Here is a 16,585-nt window from a genome sequence, read left to right on the forward strand (position 1 = left end):
AAGAATGGGATCGGTGCCGCCTACATTACGGCAAAAGCCGCCGCGAGTACTGTTATTTTTGAAGGCATCAGCGAAAGGCACTTTGAAAAATATTATAAACCTATATGCAGAGACCTTGACAAGGATAACTGGGTTGGAAAATGGATCTTCTTGATCACCAGAATCATTCAAAAATCTGCTGTTTTAAAAAGAGGATTGCTGGACCGGGTTGGAAAAGAACAAACACAAGAGCATTCGTCTCTCAGATTGAGCTCTGCTCTTTGGGATACTTTCACAGGCAGCGCAGGTTATAGAAATATCCTCAGGCGCTTCCTTCATCCCAGTCTTCTTTTTGGACTAGTCAAGAGTACGGTAGCATCGAACATATCAATAATTAATCGCAATAGTCATGAAAAACAAGAAGCTCGGCAAACTTTATAAGGACAAAGAAATCATTGTTAAACAAGGAGACAAGGGTAAATGCCTTTATGTGATCCAGGAAGGCAGGGTAGATGTGATCCATGAAACGCCTGAAGGAGACCAAAAGATAGCGGAACTGGGCGAGTCGGACTTCTTCGGAGAAATGGGCCTTTTTGAGAACGATGTGCGCTCGTGTACCGTTCGGGCTGCCGGGGAGGTCAGAATACTCACAATTGATAAGCGAAATTTCTTCAAGTCCATAAACAGGGACTCTTCCTTAGCTTATAGGTTGCTGGAAAAAATGTCGAACAGATTACGGGAAGCAAACGAAAAGATCAATAATCCCTGATCTTTGGCTACAGGGGTTTTTACGGAAGCCATACTCAAAATAGATAAAAAAGGGATGCACTTGGACATTATGGATCTTTGAAACATCAAACCCAGTAAACAGCATTTTGGTTACGAGCGTGACGCTCACGCCAGCAGGCGATAATAGTGGCGTCGATCAAAATTGCCCGGAAAAACAATAACAAATAAAACCAATGAACATATTATCTGACTTCGTGCCTCGTACTTCTAACTTCGTACCTGATAATTCTGACGCTCGCGCCAGCGAGGGGGAATTAATGAGCATAAATAGATACTAACTAGCAATGAGCTTTACTCTTTAATCGTATTTGGCAGGGATTTGATTGGCCTAATTTTAATGTCCTTATAAAATACTTCCGCGGATTCTGATTGCAGTTCAATTTTCCCTTTTGTTAGGGGAATCTCCTTTCCATCCCCGGCATTGTGGCGTGAATTATTCAAGATCATGGTTACGGTACCATTGACCATGTGCACACTTGTCCCTTCGAAACAGAAAAGGTCTATGGTGTTCCATTCGCCACTTGGTTTTTCGGCATCGGGGTATTTTTTACAATTCCTACCGTTTTCACTATGCTCGCTAAAAGTTAAAAGTTCGGCATTAGGGTCATAATAATAGGTGCTATCTTTACCCATATGTGCCCTTACATCAATTATCGTTCCTGCAACACCCCAGAAATCCCCGCAATCGCCTTCCTGAATTTGAAATTCCTGCGATTTTAGCCAGAAGAGGTCATTTTCCCCATGAGTTCCAATTCCATGGTATAGGAGTCCGCTATCCCTTTTATCAGACGGCTCTTCTCTTGGATACCATTTCTTACTACCCCATTTGAATTGAAGCTGAAGATGATAATTTTCAAATTCGCCTTTGGTGAAAATTCCTCCCCAAACCTGCCCGGAAATACGCATTACAGAAGTTCCGTCCAGATCTACCATCGAAAAAACTCCCAAGGAATCATTGTTGTGGCCGATAGCAGGTTGCGATTCAATATTTTCCCAACTTACATCAGGCCCAAAACTTGGGCCTAGGTAGGTATCCCATTGTTCAAGGTTATCCCCGTTGAAAAGATAGTTCCAATCAGGGTCTTTCTTTTCCGCCTGTTTACAGGCAAAGGTCATTAACATGCAGCTTAGGACAAGATATTTTGTTTTCATAGTTCTAAAAATCTTTAGTTCAAGGTATTGATTTATCCCGGATTTCGTAAGTATGCGATCAAATCTGCCATGGCCTTTTCGTCTATAATTCGTTCATACCCTTCTAGCATTATAGATTGTTCTATGGTAGTCCTTTCTTCATTCCAAGTATTAATTTGCAATGCAATCAAGATGCCAATAACCACCAGCGCAATTTCCCCAATAGCATATAGCAAGTATTTACTGAATTTGCCCGCCCGCCCGTTTGGCGGGTTTTCAGTCAGCAATTGTTTTCTAATGTGTCTGAAGAATTTAATCATACTTGTTTAGTTATAATTCCAACGCGGCAGGCTGGTATCTTCGCCTTATCTGGCCTATAGCTACGCTTTGTCCTACTAAAAATGTCTACCAGACATTTTCTATACGCTCGGTCCTAGACAAATTTTATCATTGTTTGAGTTTATCATTTATCAATTCAATGACTTTTGCAGTTTCCTTTAAGTTGTGATGCAGCATTACAGAAATTATACTTCTTTGTACAGTGACTGATATAATCATTGGTAAGTAAATAGGATCATTGGTTAATGATTCATAATCGTTTGGAATGAGAGGAACATTAAAAGGATTATTTGGATCAAATGTTTTGTGCTCATAGCTAAACAGTCTGTCAATATGTGATTGGCGATCGGGTTGGAAAGATTCAAAATATTCCATTTCTTCAAGAAGGTCTTTATACGTTAATTCAAAGAGCTCAATAATATTTTTTCTTAGTGTATCTGATATAATAATATTATAACCAACATTTTTTAATCCTTCGTACCCTGCATATGATAGTGAAAGATTTGTTCCTGGCTTTCGGGCATCCTGAAAATGTTTGTTCAGAGTATCTGAATATTTCCCTTTTTTTTCAAGGTGATTAATTATAACTTCGCTTGATTTCTTCCAGTTTGATCTGTTTATTGAATCAAAAATCATTCGGTTGTAATTGTGCTCTAAAGAAGTCAAAAGCTCTGTCAGTACTTTTCGTTCCTGTTTTCGGTCTTTATTAAACTCATTCCAGTTATTTATTTGAAGAGCAATCAATATCCCAAGGACCACCAATACAATTTCCCCAACGGCATATAAGATATATTTACTGAATTTGCCCGCCCGCCCGTTTGGCGGGTTTTCGGATAGTAGTTTTTGTCGGATTTTACGGAAGAAGTTGATCATTGCTTTGTTATCTTATACATTCTTACTTGCATTTAATTCTATTTCTATGGCTTTAATGACGTTTTGTATTTCTATCACTGCTTCCTTGTAAACATTCAAATTGTTTAAAGAAGCATTCTTTATCCATTGTAAATGATTCATAAATTCATGATCATCTATAAGAGTTTCATAATTGTTGGGGATAGCATTATTCTTCCATTCAACGGGTTCAATTCGCTTTAGGAACATGGGATAAGTAAAAGCAATGTGATCTTCCCTAAAAAAGCCTCCTATGTCTTTGCTGTAGGTATAAGTCTGGTTATAAAGATTTAATATGCTATTTCTCAAATCCGGATTAGAAATAATATCCACGCCTCTTGAGTTTAGATTTGATATGGCTCCACTATTTAAATTAAAATGCTCATAGCTATTCCATTGGGCAAAATGATAGCTAAGTGAATCGTGATAGTCTCCCCGATTTTTAATATGCTTGATAAGTACCTCGCACGAATAATTAACCTCTTTGTAGATTATTATGGTATTTTCAATCGCATTGATATCGGAATTTAATTCTGTATGGAATTGTTGTAAAAGTTCTTTTTCAATAGTTTTTGCTTTTCGGTCTTCATTCCAATTATTGATCTGCAATGCAATCAAAATACCGATAACAACAAGAACAATCTCCCCAATAGCATAGCGGGCATATTTTAAAGGCTTGTTATCGTCTGCGAGTTTTTTGCGTATTTTTCTAAAGAAGCCTATCATAAGAAAGAAGAGGTTGGTTGTTCTTTCTAAGATACTGAATTATCCAACACCTCTGGTAATATGATAAATCATGAGGAATAAACAGACCATCCAACTGATATAACGATTGCAGGAGGCCTGGAAACTGTACTCAAAATTGATAATAAAGGCTTACACTTAGGTATGACGGATCTTTGAAAGATAAATTGCTGATAGCTTTGATGTCACGAGCGTGACGCTCGCGCCAGCGAGGGTATGATGGACCTTTGAAAGATAAATTACTGAGAGCTTTAATGTCACGAGTGTGACGCTCGCGCCAGCGAGGGGCTATTCTCTTTCAAATTACGATAATCTTTATATGAACTATAACTCCCGATTCCACTTCTATTCAGACAATTAAATATACCATGCGTTTTAGCCGGATATTAATTATTTTCGACTTGCTTTTCAGAATACGCGTCACTGGTTTCTTGTAATTCAGAAATGATTTTTTTGTCTTTTTTTAATGTAGATTTAAGTGCTATAATTATTGGCGTTAGAACAAAAATTGCAATTATAATACCAAAAGAGAATAAAGAAAATATTAATAAAGCTAATGATGTTTTAATGTTCCAAAATAATAGCGTAATACTTACTTCAGTGGTGTTTTGAAGTGTGAATATAACAACAAATATCAGTGCTATTATTGTTAATCCTAAATTAGTTGTCTGTTTCATTTTTTATAGTTTACTTAATTGGTTTCATTTTAGTTTTTTTAATTAAACGTACCCTACTAAAATTCATTTAAAAATACACCTTGTTTTAAAGTGAATAAATGATCTTCATCATATGTATTGTTTAATGAATCTTATTAACGAAACTTTATATTAGTTAAAACCCTTGGATATATTTATCAGCAACATGTGCACACTAGATAGCGCAACAAAAGTTGCTTTTATTGGCGGGGTTACCTATCGCCAACCGGGGGCAATATAACTTGCTCAAAACAGGGTCTCGATTCAAGATGATATGGAAATTATTCAAAAAAGACAGATACTAAAGCCTGTGCTTTCACACAAAAAATAAGCCAAAACAATTTAAATGGGAAAGGGTAATATTAGAGAAGAAGGAATTTATATATTTAGAAATAATAAACACATGGCCAATATGAAATATGTTGCTTTAGCGATTAGTATCTCATTCTTGTTTATGAGCTGTTTACAAGAAAAGGAAGAGATATCCCCACAAACAGAATACACCAGTACTAAATATGAGAGCCTGGTTAGTCTGTTTACTAAATGGAGGACATTTGAAAACCCTCCACAAGTTAATGGAGTACCAGATTATTCGCGCACTGGTTTTGAGAAAAGACACCCCCAATTTAATACCTTAAAAACTGAACTATTAGCTATAGATACTACTTCCTGGCCAGTCCCTGAACAGGTAGACTGGATGATAGTTTGGGCTGAAATGAATGGTTATGATTTTAATTATAGGGTTCTTAGGCCCTGGGAACGAGATCCGGCCTTTTATAAGTCGGTCTGGACCTATAAAAGTGATGTTCCGGCACACGAAGGCCCCACCCATCATCGAACAACGGAATTATGGACCTACAGCTATCCTTTATCCGAAAGTGAACGTACACGCCTTATCAAAGATCTTAAGGTAATCCCCGGTTTAAATGAACAGGCAAAAAACAACCTGACAGGTAATGCGAAAGATTTGTGGATCACGGGGATTAGAGATATCGAGGAACAAAGCAGGGTCCTTAATAAGTTTAAAGAAAAAGAGGAAATAAAAGCAGATAAGGAAATAGTAGCAGTCATAAACCAGGCCATTACTTCTACAGATAATTTCGTTACGTGGTTAAAGGAACAATCAAATTCTAAAACCGGGCCTTCAGGAATTGGTAAGGAAAATTACACCTGGTACCTTCAAAATGTGCACCTTGTTCCTTTGACCTGGGAAGATGAGGTCATGATTTTAAAGAGGGAACTGGCAAGGGCCTGGGCCTCCCTAAAACTGGAAGAACATAAGAATAGAGATTTACCGGAATTGGAAGATGCTAACTCACCGGAAGCTTACCAAAAGCTGGCAGATGCTGCTGCAAATAGTCTGATCAGTTTTTTACGGGAACAGGAGATAGTAACCGTAAAGCCCTATTTTGAACCTGCTTTGCGAGAACATCTTGGTGAATATGTTCCCAGGGAGAAACGAAACTTTTTCCTGATAGGGGAGCATTATGACCCCCGACCTTTATACTCGCATTTTTATCATTGGTTTGAATTAGCAAGGATGAAGGTCGAACCTCATAAAAGTGAGATACGCCGCGGTCCGTTATTATATAATATTTTTGATTCCAGAAATGAAGGCACTGCTACCGCCGTTGAGGAAATGTTTATGCAAGCCGGACTATATAGCGATAGTCCAAGGACCAGGGAAATTGTATATATTATGATCGCTCAAAGGGCCGCAAGAGGTTTGGGTTCTTTGTATGCACACGCTAATGAAATGACGATGGAGGAAGCCGGAGGAATACACTCAGAGTATACCCCCAGGAGGTGGATGAAAACGGAAAAGGAGTTACTTATTTTTGAACAGCATCTGTACCTCAGACAACCCGGGTATGGCACCAGTTATATCACAGGAAAATACCTATTGGAAAACGCCATGGCGGCCTATGCCAAAAGCATGGAGCAGGAGGAAAAACCATTTATACTCAAAGATTTTTTTGATATGCTAAATAGCATTGGGAACATTCCTATCTCTTTAGGACATTGGGAAATGACAGGCTCTAATAAAATTTGGAATTAATTATTAAACCAAAATTAGTATTAGATAATCATAGGTAGAAAAGGATGGTTTTACTCCCCGGTTTACTATAGTTGACGCAGGTACTTAACGCTCACGCATAAGAGGATTCCATGTCCCGGCAAGCTCCATGGTTAGGATAAATTAAGACGGGCTTATGTATATATTCAGTATTATTTTTTAAGTTCTTTTAAAACCAATTCAGCTATTTGTTTGTGGCAACTGGTCATTGGGTGCCATTCATCATACCATAAGTATGTTTCCGGTTCGGGAAATTTATAGGTTCCTTTCCATGGTTTTTCATTGAACTGATTGTTGGAAACCAAATGGTTCATAAATGCATATATGTCAACAAAGTATATTTCTATTCCCGGGAATGATTTCGCCAACCCTGTTTTTTTATCAAAGAGCATATTGACAAGTTCAGAGTTGAATTCTTTTGTTAATTCCTGCACAGCGGGAATAAGACTGTGATACGCCGTCTCTGGACCGTAACCAGGTGCCAGGGTGAGGTCAAAATTATTAAATACGATGAAATGTTTCCCTCCTTTTTCTATGAGCTTTTGTAGTCCGGTTTTAATATTCCTGACGGAGTTTGAAGGGTCATCTTTATTATCCCAGTAGTCGTTTATACCTATCCAAACTGAAAAAAGTGTTTCCTCAGCATTAGTTGTCAATTCGTATTGGTCTATTTGCCAATTAAAACCCGACCAATCAAATCCCATATAATGTCCATTGTCTGTCCTGGCTCCACCCCAGGCACGGTTGTCCACGTACCGGCATTCAATCAATAAAGCTAAATATTCTACCCATACAAGCCCATTGGTATCTCGGTTGAAGCCATGGCCATTTACATAACCGTTATCTGTAAAGCTATCACCAAAGGCAACGATATTGTTGAAATTTTGGGCGGATACATGAATTGAGAATAAGAAAATAGAAATAAAAAAGAATACTACATTTTTCATTTTAATTGATTCGAGATGTTATACTGTGTGTATTTTTATTTCTTTGTGCCTGTCCAGGGTGCTGTTAAGTTTCTATTCGGACAATAGGTAATTCCAAATAGCTCACCATTGTGCAAATAACCAGAATGATAATATTCGTTGCTATTATCTCTTGTAGTAAATGCGAAATATACTTTGTCCCAATTATCATTTAATAGAGCATTTTCAAGGGCACTTCCATAAAAAGTACCTTTTAAATTATTTCCTTCGATTGATTCTACTATAAAGGGCTGAAAGTATCCTTCAGATTGTGGTGTTGGTCTTAAATCGATTACCCATTCACCAATTAACGCATCAACATCATTATTTTCAGTTTGGTTTTCCATCTGGGCATTCATTTGGAAAGTAATAAACAGTACCAAAAATGTAAGGGAAAAGAGATATTTCATAGGATTCAGTTTTAACAATTTGATGCGCAAGGGTAAGTAAAAGCAACTAATATCCATGATCCTCCGGTAATCGATTTTCCTCTTTAAAATACGCCCTTATGGAAGGCTCATAATTTCTGAGAAGTCCAGCAATTGCTGATTCACGTCTTTAAGCCGTAACCTGTATAATTTGGAAAATGCTTTTTGCGAACGCGTATTATAATTCTTATAAACTGTTAGCTTTAAATAGGTGGCCGTTAATTTTTTATTGCCTTTGTAGGATACATTTACCTGCCAATCTGCGGGTAAAGGTTCATATATAAAGAACTCTTCTGAAGAGTACCCCCTGATTTTTTCATCTCTGATCCTGTCGGGATTACTTTTAGTAGTATGTTCCCAGGTAAAATAGTGTTTTTCAGGGTTTACGAATTGTAAATCAAATTCTGCTTCACTATCATTCCATTCAACAAGGATTCTTGTTCCCTCTTGTTTCAATCTATTCATCGCTGGAAAATCTAAATCAGAGTTTTCTGAAATATCATTTTTGTGCCGTATAAGCAGATTCATAAAATCCTCTTTTACTATGCCACTTATGCCACTGTTATCCTTTGGAAAAAACCCTTCATTAATAAGGTGCAAATAACGCACAAGTAAATTGGCAGCCCTTTTATAGTTACCGGAAGCAACATAGCTATTGGCAAGGTCCCGGTAAGATTGTGCGTAACTTGGTCGCAACAAAAATATTTTTTTATAATATTCATTGGCCAAATCGGGTTTATCCGTTACTTCCAGTGCATAAGCCAAAGCCTTGCATTGTACAGCATTTCTAAAAAGTCCGATATTTTCCTCTAATAGCTCTGTGGCATAGGTGGTGGCTCCCCTTTCTGAGAAAAATAAATAGCTATCCAGAACAAAGTAAGGATCGTTTTTTAAGGTTTTTGCATATTGCTCATAGAATTGTTTTGACTCTGTAAGATTAGAACTTCCGTATAAAGCTTTAATATAATTGGACGAATTTTTTAAAATTCCTTCCTGATCAAGTGCATCACCCTGGTAGATATTATCCCTCAATTTAGCATAATCATATAATGAATTGGTACCTGGCTCTTTTACGATATTAGAGCCTCTGGTATTGATTATAATAACTCCGCCCCGTGCTATAGGACCATAACGGGTTACCCCTAATAAACCGGGAATAACAGCAACTCTTTCAATATTTTGTATTATTAAGAACAGCGGTGGTTGTGTCATGACTATTCCATCTACATCAAATATGGCCGGTGCCGGATTGTTAATGGAAGATCTTCCTCTCAGAAAAATAGCCCTTTCGCCTAGGTTACCTGTAGTTCCCCTGGCTGTTCCGATACGTAAATTAGGTATCTTTCCGCGCAGGGCAGTTAGAATATCTACGGCACCGGGGTTTAATCTGCCGCCTTCAACAACATACATCGAATTACCCACGAGGTCCTTGTTAATATAACCGAAGGCTGTATTAATCACACCCTTATCGAATGTGTATTGATATCGCAGGTAGTCCTGGTTTCTTTTATTTAATTTTTTGGTGACATTAACTTCATCAAGTTCCTCAATTTTCAATTTCATTTCAATGTTTAACCTGCTTGTAACATCTTCCACGATGATCTCTTCATCTTTCAGTCCCATATAACTGAATACTAAAACATCGGACGGTGAAGCTTTAATCTGATAATATCCATTTTCATCGGTGGATGTGTCGGTTGAAGTATCCGAAACCCGGACAGCTACATTTTTTAAGGGAGAAGCCCCATCTGTAACCCTTCCATAAATCATATTTTCCTTTTCCTGGGCGAAACCTATCTGAATAAAGCTAAACAGAATAAACGCCCATAAATTCTTCGCATTCATAGCACAATACGTTATTTATATTCGTTTTCCTTAAAGATACCCAATATAACGTAATAGAACAAGTATAAAACTTGAACTTCCAACCTCCAACTTCACACTTCGTACTTCAAATTGCTTACTGGAAAGGTTGGTTGCGGTAATAGCATGTAATTCGCATAAGATTCAGAACATTCAATTCACTCATTAATACATTGGATATCCATGATCCTCCGGTAACCCAATTTTAATGATCAGATCTTTCCAACGTGCATCGCTATGCATAGGTTTAAAAGATGGATATGTTAGTGCCTCCAGCAAAACAGGATCTTTAACCTCAAAAGCTATATTTAACCAATGAAAAGATTCGTCATAATTACCCCTAAACGCATAAAGATCTGCAACATTGGCAGGATCTGTATCGCTGTACTTATCCAGGAATTCAGCAAACAAGCTATCTGCCGTGGTCTTAGGACCCCTTGCATAAAAGATAAAATTCCGACCATAGAGACTGAAAAACTCATGCTTTTCCTGCTCTATTTCAGCAAGGGCTTCATCGTTTCTACCCTGGGCCAATCGAATTTTAGCTATCATATAATGTAATATTTCCCAGTTGGGATAATACAATTCAAATGTTTTGAACGCCTCTTCTGCCTCGTCCAGGCGATTCATCCTATAATAGGCATGCCCAAGGTTAAAATAATTAGTGTAAACTAAGGGATCTGTCTCTATTGCCTTCTTTAACAAATCAACCGCCTTCTCCAAATCGCCAAAGGGCATATTCGCAGCTGTGCCCATTATGATACCATCATTAGGCACTAAGGTGAGTGCTTTATTCATATTCTTAGAGGATGCTTCAAAATCCCAGTTAAGTTCCTGCAGACTTGCTAAAGTGGCATAGGCATAACCCGAATCGGGATCCAATTCAATAGCTTTATATGCCGCATCTAGTCCCAAAGAAATCCCTTCTTTTGGTTCTCGAATACTAAAATTGTAGGTGCCGGTATTGTATATTCCGGCCAGTAAACGCCATGAAGGGGCATAGGTTGAATCCAGGGCAATAGATTCTTTCACTTTGGATTCGGCCTCAACATAAGCATCTTTCGTATTTAGATTCACCAAATGATTGGCCTGAAGATATAAATTATACGCTTCCGGATCTATAGATTGAGATTTTAAGGGATAACCCAATATCGATATCTCCAATTCTTTACTGACCTCAGCGGCAATCTCATCCTGAATTTTAAAAATACTATCTAGTTCCCGGTCATAGGTATGTGACCACTCATGACTACCATCTTTGGTATTGATCAATTGTGCCGTAACGCGGATCATATTCCCTGCTTTGCGTATGCTACCCTCCAAAATATGAGACACTTTAAGTTCATTGCCTATCTCCGTTGCTTTGGTATCCTTGCCCTTATAAGAAAATGAAGAAGTACGGCTTATGACTTTGAGTTCCGGTAACTTAGCCAAAAGATTCAATAACTCCTCGCTAATACCATCAGAAAAATATTCATGGTCTTTATTAGGGCTCATATCCGCAAAGGCCATGACCGCGATAGACTTATTTCCGTACTCAACTACCTCCGCAGAGTCCCTGGTAAACCGATCAACTAAAAGAACAATAATGGCTAAAGTAAGTGTCGTTATGATTAACTTGTTAAGGCGAGTGCCTGTTTTTGTGCTAATAGACTTACCCGGTTCAACATCAATAGTTTTCTTAATACCCTCCGGCGTAAATTCGTATACCCAGGCCAGAATTAGCCATATTGGAAAACCAATTGCTAATGCTACCAAAGACCACTTTAGCAAATAATTTGGGGCCCCGAACGCAGGTAATACGGTTGACAGCACCTGCGTAATCAACCAGGCTACTACAAGATAAGCTATTGCAGACTTAATGACATTACGCCGCTTAAGTTCATTAAAATAGTCATTGAATTTCATTTAATCTCGGTTAAAATCTAAAAATACAAAAAATAAGATGAGGCCTATTTTTTGGGTCAAAACCAGCGATTAAATGCAATTAAAACCCTGCTCTAGTTGATAAAAAGGGTATGACAGGGTGCTCTGCATTGGTGAATTCAGTAATCAATACAGGGCTAAGGGAGCTTACGCATACTTGAACTAATTAGCATGAATTCTATTTTGGCAGTAGTCTTTTAGAGGATGGTCGTAGGCTTATACCTGATTCTTTGATATAAAAAAGCCTCCGACGTTCAAGGTGGAGGCTTTTATTTCCAAGTAAATAAAATAGCTACTCTATCGTGCTAAAAAGATCATGATAAGAATTGCTCTAAGATTTCAATCTCTTAAAAATGAATCTGGTAATAAAAATGCCTGTTCCATCACCTTTCCCCGCGTCGCTTTCCACGCCACTGGTAACGTATGCCAATTCCCAGCCTTCTTCTATCATAGTATTCACTTTTGATGAAAGCAGGGCATCATTTGAAGCAACATTTTGAAAATTAATACCTGTTGCACTGTAGAAATTGAGAATTTTTGTTTCATCAAAATTGTCCACCTTAGCATCTCCTCGTTTGGATTTATTCTGCTTTTTATTTTCTTCTGTCCGACTTGAGGTATATTCCTTGTAATCCTTGTCTTCCTGGGCTGAAATTATCCTGGATCTTCCGACACCCATAGGAACTACAGATTCAATACTAGTTACAATTCTGTATTCATAGGCCTGGGCCTTTATTTCCAATATTGAAACAAATAGGAGGGCTGCAAATAAAACTTTTTTCATCATTTTGTTGGTTTATATTATTTAAACATTGTTAAGAAAGCAATAACTGCCAATTCGGGCATTTATTGCTATGATCAATGATAAACACCCGTTATATGGCTTGAAGCGGGTTCAATTCACCTGGTAATCGGATTTTGTTTGGCCAACAAACCACAGTGGGTTCGTTTATCATAGAGGACTAGGTGATTTTCATGGCGATTAATTCGGTACAGGATTATATAGTCTTATAAGCTAGTATTCCCCTTTTTATGAATCAACTCTCTTCCTGCTTTCCATACAAACGGAAATAATACCAGGCGGCAATGCCACCAATGAAGGCAAACAGGGCCAACATCCAAAACACATGTTGATGCCCAACGGCACCCGGGGAATTCTCTAAGAGAACACCCATGGCAGGGCCGGCAAAGATATCCGGGGTATAACCTATGAGCGAAATAAGGCCAACAGCAGTCCCTGTTAATACTAATGGGATTTGACCCCGCTCCATAACGGCAAAGTACAATGCACGGGCAGCGTACACTCCGGCGGCCACAACCAATATGGATATAAAAAACAATAGGGTTTCCGAATCTGTAATTAATCCAGTTGCGAATAATAAAGCTCCGAAGAAAGTGACTACAAAACTAATGACGAGCCAAATGGTGGTATTCGTTCTATCTGCCAATATCCCAATAAGGACACCAATTACAGGGCGGATAAATAGCAAAAAGGTACCAACCTGGGCTGATCCTACCTGATCATAAAGCATAACGTCCTGTGCGTAGAGTGAGAACACATCCGTAATTTTATAGCCAACATAGCCACAAAGAATAATGATCATAAGAAGCCATACCGATGGCAAACGCAAAACTTCTTTTATTTGTGATAGCGTTATTTTATCAAGAACGATCTCTTTTTCTACTTTGCGATCCATTTTCATAAAGGACCAGACCATTAAGCCTACAAACACTACTATGCCTGAGGTTACCAGAATTACATATTTAAAAGCCATACGACTTTCGGCAACTGTGGCCTCTGAAACTTCATCAGTAATAAATAATGAAAAAATAGATACACCCAAAGCACCGAATAGTGCGCCTACCAGCCCACGTCCCCCATCCAAAAAGCCAAATGCTTTGCCCTGAGAAGAAGACCCACCCCATATTCTGGTGGCCTTGATCATAGGAGCCCAAAATAAAAAGATGGTAGTAAAACCCCAATAGCCATATAGTATTTTTAACACGGTATAACCGGGAAAAGTAGCATAAACCAAACCTCCTAAGGCCGTCATCCATAGGGCCGATGCGATTAATTTTCTGGGGGGGTATTTATCGGCCAAAGGACCTCCAAAAAGATAGGAGAGCAGGGCAATTATGCCATAGACCGAGAAACAAATACCTAACTGTACATTGTCTAAATTAAATGCTTCCAGTACTGTTGGCCGGAAGACTCTTGAAAGAACAAATGGCAGAATAAATACAGATTCCCCGGCCAAAATAAGAAGTAAGAGGAAGTACCAGGGAGCTTTTGTTTGATTCATGGATTTTGATGAATTTTACGTCAGAATTTTGACCACCTAAAGTTAAAATTGGTGTTTGGCAGTCCAAGGTACTGAATTATCAACAGAAGAAGGCATTAGGAATATATACGAGAAGTAAACGACCTATTGTTGCGCAGTGATGATAAATATTTGTGTGGTTAGGCTAAAAACCCTTTAATTTATTCGATATAAAAAGTACTGAAATACATAATAATCACGTTTTAAATCGGTTAATAACTTATAAAACCTTATTTTCATCGTGTTACCACTAAATCGAAATAGTATTTTTCCTATGAAGCGAAGCAAAATTCTGAGAGTCAGCGCTATTTTTACGCTTACCCTTTTTGTCCTCGCTATAGGTGTCTATGCTACTGCAACAAATTCTACCTCAGAAGAAGCATTTTCAACGGATGGGTCAACTAAATCCATAGTAGATCAACAACTGGCGCAGCTTTATAAATGGCAACAACAGGAATTAAAGCGTGCCATACAAGCATATTTTGATAAAGCCATTGCATCAGGGGCAATAGTGGGTGCAGGGGTAAGTATTGTTAAAGGAGATTCGATTGTAATTTCAGATGGATTCGGTAAAAGAAATATTAATGTCGATGCAGGTGTTGACGGCCAGACCATTTTCAGACTCGGATCCCTATCCAAAGGATTTGCAGGGATATTGGCTGCCGATTTAAAAAATGAGGGCAAGATAGATTGGGAAGATAAGGTCAGCGATTATATTCCGGAATTTCAGTTGGGAGATCAAAGCAATACAGATAAAATTACGCTTGCCAATATTTTATCCCATACTTCAGGGGCGCCTTATCATAGCTACACGAATTTAGTTGAGGCCGGTTTGCCATTAACAGATATTGCTAAACGTTTTAAAGAGGTAGATCCAATTAGTAATCCCGGTTCTATATACAGTTATCAGAATGCGCTATTTGCTCTCTCGGGGGAGATGATGTACAAAGCCACCGGGCAGGAAATTACCACAGCATTGGATGACAGGTTCTTTAAGCCACTGGAAATGTGTTCCACTACGATGGATTACGAAACCTTATTACATGCTGAAAATGTTGCAGTACCACATTCAAAAAGGCGAAACGGTTGGAGATCTAAAAAACTCAGAAATAGTTATTTTAATGCAATAGCTGCGGGAGGTATTAATGCCAGCGCTGATGATATGGCTAAATGGATGCGATTTTTGTTAGGGCATAACCCGGAGATAATGAGCAAGCAGGCCTTAGAGGAGGCTTTTAACCCGGCTATAGAAATTAAAGGCCACTATAAATATTACCAACGTTGGCCCGGACACCAAACATCGTATTATGGGTTTGGGTGGAGGATCCATAAATTTATTGAGGATCAGACCAGGCAGGAAAAAACCATTTGGCACCACGGTGGAAGTGTAAACAATTTCAGAAATGAAATTGCCGTATATCCCGAGGCAGATCTGGGGATTTGTGTACTACTGAATAATAATTCCAGGATTGCGAAAACGGTAGTACCCGACTTATACAAGATTATTAAAAAGGTATATGACCAGTCTGCTACCAAAATTGCCTTTAACAGCCTTCCAAACAATATGCTGCACCTCTAAGTAGTGCTCTAACTTCATAGTTGTTTTATAAAACCCAAACCCATTTTTTTCACGAAAATAGTGCTTCACTAATATGCAGCATTGTTTATTTGGATCAGGCAAGGGTTTATAAATAAGAAACCCAACCTGTTTAAGGTTGGGCTATCTGCTAATAGTAGGTAATTAATTTACTTATGGAATGAAATCTCCTAAACTACATATCAATTGAATATATTCAGCTGGTGATACTCCTTCAAGTTCCTCTGCCGAAATCGTTTCAGATTGGCCGGCGGCAGTAAGCGTAAAAGTGTCGTCTCCATTATCACAAATCTCTACCGCCTGGCCTTGCAGATCACAGGATTCACAATTCGTATCATCAGCATCGTCGTCGGAGCAGCTGCTAAAGCCAAAAGCCATTATTGCTAACATGGACATTCCTAAAATAGATTTCTTAAACATAATATAGGTTTTAATAAGGGGTTAAAAAACTAGAACGATTCTTTTTACGATATATTTCACCCTGCTACCTATCTAGTGGATGTTTCCTATGAAATAAAAGGGGAGGTATTCAACCCTGGCGAAACACTCGAACGATTTAGGTTTTTACTATAGGGCGGTCTTCAAGCCGGTAATTAACTGATCAATGGCCTCCATACTTGTGTAATGCAAAAAAGACATTCTCAACACACCCGGTTCTAATGGTATGCCTATATCCATGAGAGGGCGCACGACATAGAAATCGCCCATACCTGGCCAAATGGATTCGATTTTTATTAGGTCATTACCCGGACATAAGTAGTAAGCAAGCCTTAGAAGAGGCATTTATCCTGGTTATAGAAATTAAAGGCCACTACAAATATTACCTGCGCTGGACCGGAG

At 38.4% G+C, this 16,585-nt stretch carries 16 protein-coding genes; 4 read left to right on the forward strand and 12 right to left on the reverse strand.

Annotation, left to right across the window (positions count from 1 at the left end; translation table 11 throughout):
* Together Q0X77_RS08045 and Q0X77_RS08050 are read left to right on the forward strand one after the other, a co-directional pair.
* The coding region (locus tag Q0X77_RS08045; protein WP_297795674.1) for a hypothetical protein at nucleotides 1-420 on the forward strand (420 nt) is incomplete at its 5' end.
* Nucleotides 389-748 (forward strand): cyclic nucleotide-binding domain-containing protein, encoded by a 360-nt coding sequence (locus Q0X77_RS08050; protein ID WP_297795677.1) that lies wholly within the window; start codon nucleotides 389-391, stop codon nucleotides 746-748. The genes Q0X77_RS08045 and Q0X77_RS08050, both read left to right, overlap by 32 nt.
* A gap of 311 nt (nucleotides 749-1,059) precedes the next feature.
* On the opposite strand, the gene Q0X77_RS08055 is transcribed toward Q0X77_RS08050, so the two are convergent.
* The 5 genes from Q0X77_RS08055 to Q0X77_RS08075 all read right to left on the reverse strand — a co-directional run bounded on the left by Q0X77_RS08055 (nucleotide 1,060) and on the right by Q0X77_RS08075 (nucleotide 4,550).
* Nucleotides 1,060-1,920 carry a DUF1080 domain-containing protein gene (locus Q0X77_RS08055; RefSeq protein WP_297795679.1) on the reverse strand — a complete coding sequence of 287 codons (861 nt, stop codon included), beginning with the start codon at nucleotides 1,918-1,920 and terminating at the stop codon, nucleotides 1,060-1,062.
* Nucleotides 1,921-1,952: 32 nt separating this feature from the next.
* Complete coding sequence (locus Q0X77_RS08060; RefSeq protein WP_366939200.1) at nucleotides 1,953-2,219, reverse strand: DUF6090 family protein; 267 nt, start codon at nucleotides 2,217-2,219, stop codon at nucleotides 1,953-1,955.
* A 127-nt stretch (nucleotides 2,220-2,346) separates the two neighbouring features.
* Complete coding sequence (locus Q0X77_RS08065; protein ID WP_297795682.1) at nucleotides 2,347-3,111, reverse strand: DUF6090 family protein; 765 nt, start codon at nucleotides 3,109-3,111, stop codon at nucleotides 2,347-2,349.
* A 12-nt stretch (nucleotides 3,112-3,123) separates the two neighbouring features.
* A complete protein-coding gene (locus Q0X77_RS08070) occupies nucleotides 3,124-3,855 on the reverse strand; it encodes a DUF6090 family protein (RefSeq protein WP_297795685.1) in 732 nt (243 codons plus the stop codon).
* Nucleotides 3,856-4,259: 404 nt separating this feature from the next.
* Nucleotides 4,260-4,550, reverse strand: a complete 291-nt coding sequence (locus Q0X77_RS08075; RefSeq protein ID WP_297795688.1) for a lipopolysaccharide assembly LapA domain-containing protein — start codon at nucleotides 4,548-4,550, stop codon at nucleotides 4,260-4,262.
* A gap of 364 nt (nucleotides 4,551-4,914) precedes the next feature.
* Between Q0X77_RS08075 and Q0X77_RS08080 the strand changes: the two genes are divergently transcribed.
* Nucleotides 4,915-6,627, forward strand: coding sequence for a hypothetical protein (locus Q0X77_RS08080; RefSeq protein WP_297795690.1), 1,713 nt, complete (start codon nucleotides 4,915-4,917; stop codon nucleotides 6,625-6,627).
* Nucleotides 6,628-6,797: 170 nt separating this feature from the next.
* Here the strand turns inward: Q0X77_RS08080 and Q0X77_RS08085 are convergent, their stop codons facing one another.
* The 6 genes from Q0X77_RS08085 to Q0X77_RS08110 form a co-directional block, all read right to left on the reverse strand.
* Nucleotides 6,798-7,592: an SGNH/GDSL hydrolase family protein gene (locus Q0X77_RS08085; RefSeq protein ID WP_297795692.1), complete on the reverse strand. Its 795-nt coding sequence runs from the start codon at nucleotides 7,590-7,592 to the stop codon at nucleotides 6,798-6,800.
* Nucleotides 7,593-7,627: 35 nt separating this feature from the next.
* Nucleotides 7,628-8,020 (reverse strand): hypothetical protein, encoded by a 393-nt coding sequence (locus tag Q0X77_RS08090; RefSeq protein WP_297795695.1) that lies wholly within the window; start codon nucleotides 8,018-8,020, stop codon nucleotides 7,628-7,630.
* A gap of 96 nt (nucleotides 8,021-8,116) precedes the next feature.
* Nucleotides 8,117-9,883 carry a carboxypeptidase-like regulatory domain-containing protein gene (locus tag Q0X77_RS08095; protein WP_297795698.1) on the reverse strand — a complete coding sequence of 589 codons (1,767 nt, stop codon included), beginning with the start codon at nucleotides 9,881-9,883 and terminating at the stop codon, nucleotides 8,117-8,119.
* 183 nt (nucleotides 9,884-10,066) lie between these two features.
* Nucleotides 10,067-11,809 (reverse strand): tetratricopeptide repeat protein, encoded by a 1,743-nt coding sequence (locus Q0X77_RS08100; protein ID WP_297795701.1) that lies wholly within the window; start codon nucleotides 11,807-11,809, stop codon nucleotides 10,067-10,069.
* A 349-nt stretch (nucleotides 11,810-12,158) separates the two neighbouring features.
* Entirely contained in the window at nucleotides 12,159-12,611 is a 453-nt protein-coding gene (locus Q0X77_RS08105; RefSeq protein ID WP_297795989.1) for a hypothetical protein, read from the reverse strand.
* Between the two features lie 253 nt (nucleotides 12,612-12,864).
* Complete coding sequence (locus Q0X77_RS08110; RefSeq protein WP_297795704.1) at nucleotides 12,865-14,130, reverse strand: nitrate/nitrite transporter; 1,266 nt, start codon at nucleotides 14,128-14,130, stop codon at nucleotides 12,865-12,867.
* Nucleotides 14,131-14,422: 292 nt separating this feature from the next.
* On the opposite strand from Q0X77_RS08110, the gene Q0X77_RS08115 reads away from it, so the two are divergent.
* Nucleotides 14,423-15,727 (forward strand): serine hydrolase, encoded by a 1,305-nt coding sequence (locus Q0X77_RS08115; protein ID WP_297795707.1) that lies wholly within the window; start codon nucleotides 14,423-14,425, stop codon nucleotides 15,725-15,727.
* 171 nt (nucleotides 15,728-15,898) lie between these two features.
* Here the strand turns inward: Q0X77_RS08115 and Q0X77_RS08120 are convergent, their stop codons facing one another.
* Nucleotides 15,899-16,165, reverse strand: coding sequence for a hypothetical protein (locus Q0X77_RS08120; protein WP_297795710.1), 267 nt, complete (start codon nucleotides 16,163-16,165; stop codon nucleotides 15,899-15,901).
* Between the last annotated feature and the right edge of the window lie 420 nt (nucleotides 16,166-16,585).

This window comes from uncultured Eudoraea sp. (assembly GCF_947258925.1).
Taxonomy (GTDB): domain Bacteria; phylum Bacteroidota; class Bacteroidia; order Flavobacteriales; family Flavobacteriaceae; genus Eudoraea.

Excerpts from the sequence above, each read along its gene's own strand:
- Q0X77_RS08080 (WP_297795690.1), top strand. The coding sequence starts at position 4,915 with ATGGGAAAGGGTAATATTAGAGAAGAAGGAATTTATATATTTAGAAAT.
- Q0X77_RS08070 (WP_297795685.1), bottom strand. The coding sequence starts at position 3,855 with ATGATAGGCTTCTTTAGAAAAATACGCAAAAAACTCGCAGACGATAAC.
- Q0X77_RS08085 (WP_297795692.1), bottom strand. The coding sequence starts at position 7,592 with ATGAAAAATGTAGTATTCTTTTTTATTTCTATTTTCTTATTCTCAATT.
- Q0X77_RS08050 (WP_297795677.1), top strand. The coding sequence starts at position 389 with ATGAAAAACAAGAAGCTCGGCAAACTTTATAAGGACAAAGAAATCATT.
- Q0X77_RS08055 (WP_297795679.1), bottom strand. The coding sequence starts at position 1,920 with ATGAAAACAAAATATCTTGTCCTAAGCTGCATGTTAATGACCTTTGCC.
- Q0X77_RS08105 (WP_297795989.1), bottom strand. The coding sequence starts at position 12,611 with ATGAAAAAAGTTTTATTTGCAGCCCTCCTATTTGTTTCAATATTGGAA.
- Q0X77_RS08120 (WP_297795710.1), bottom strand. The coding sequence starts at position 16,165 with ATGTTTAAGAAATCTATTTTAGGAATGTCCATGTTAGCAATAATGGCT.
- Q0X77_RS08065 (WP_297795682.1), bottom strand. The coding sequence starts at position 3,111 with ATGATCAACTTCTTCCGTAAAATCCGACAAAAACTACTATCCGAAAAC.
- Q0X77_RS08075 (WP_297795688.1), bottom strand. The coding sequence starts at position 4,550 with ATGAAACAGACAACTAATTTAGGATTAACAATAATAGCACTGATATTT.
- Q0X77_RS08090 (WP_297795695.1), bottom strand. The coding sequence starts at position 8,020 with ATGAAATATCTCTTTTCCCTTACATTTTTGGTACTGTTTATTACTTTC.
- Q0X77_RS08060 (WP_366939200.1), bottom strand. The coding sequence starts at position 2,219 with ATGATTAAATTCTTCAGACACATTAGAAAACAATTGCTGACTGAAAAC.
- Q0X77_RS08095 (WP_297795698.1), bottom strand. The coding sequence starts at position 9,883 with ATGAATGCGAAGAATTTATGGGCGTTTATTCTGTTTAGCTTTATTCAG.
- Q0X77_RS08110 (WP_297795704.1), bottom strand. The coding sequence starts at position 14,130 with ATGAATCAAACAAAAGCTCCCTGGTACTTCCTCTTACTTCTTATTTTG.
- Q0X77_RS08100 (WP_297795701.1), bottom strand. The coding sequence starts at position 11,809 with ATGAAATTCAATGACTATTTTAATGAACTTAAGCGGCGTAATGTCATT.
- Q0X77_RS08115 (WP_297795707.1), top strand. The coding sequence starts at position 14,423 with ATGAAGCGAAGCAAAATTCTGAGAGTCAGCGCTATTTTTACGCTTACC.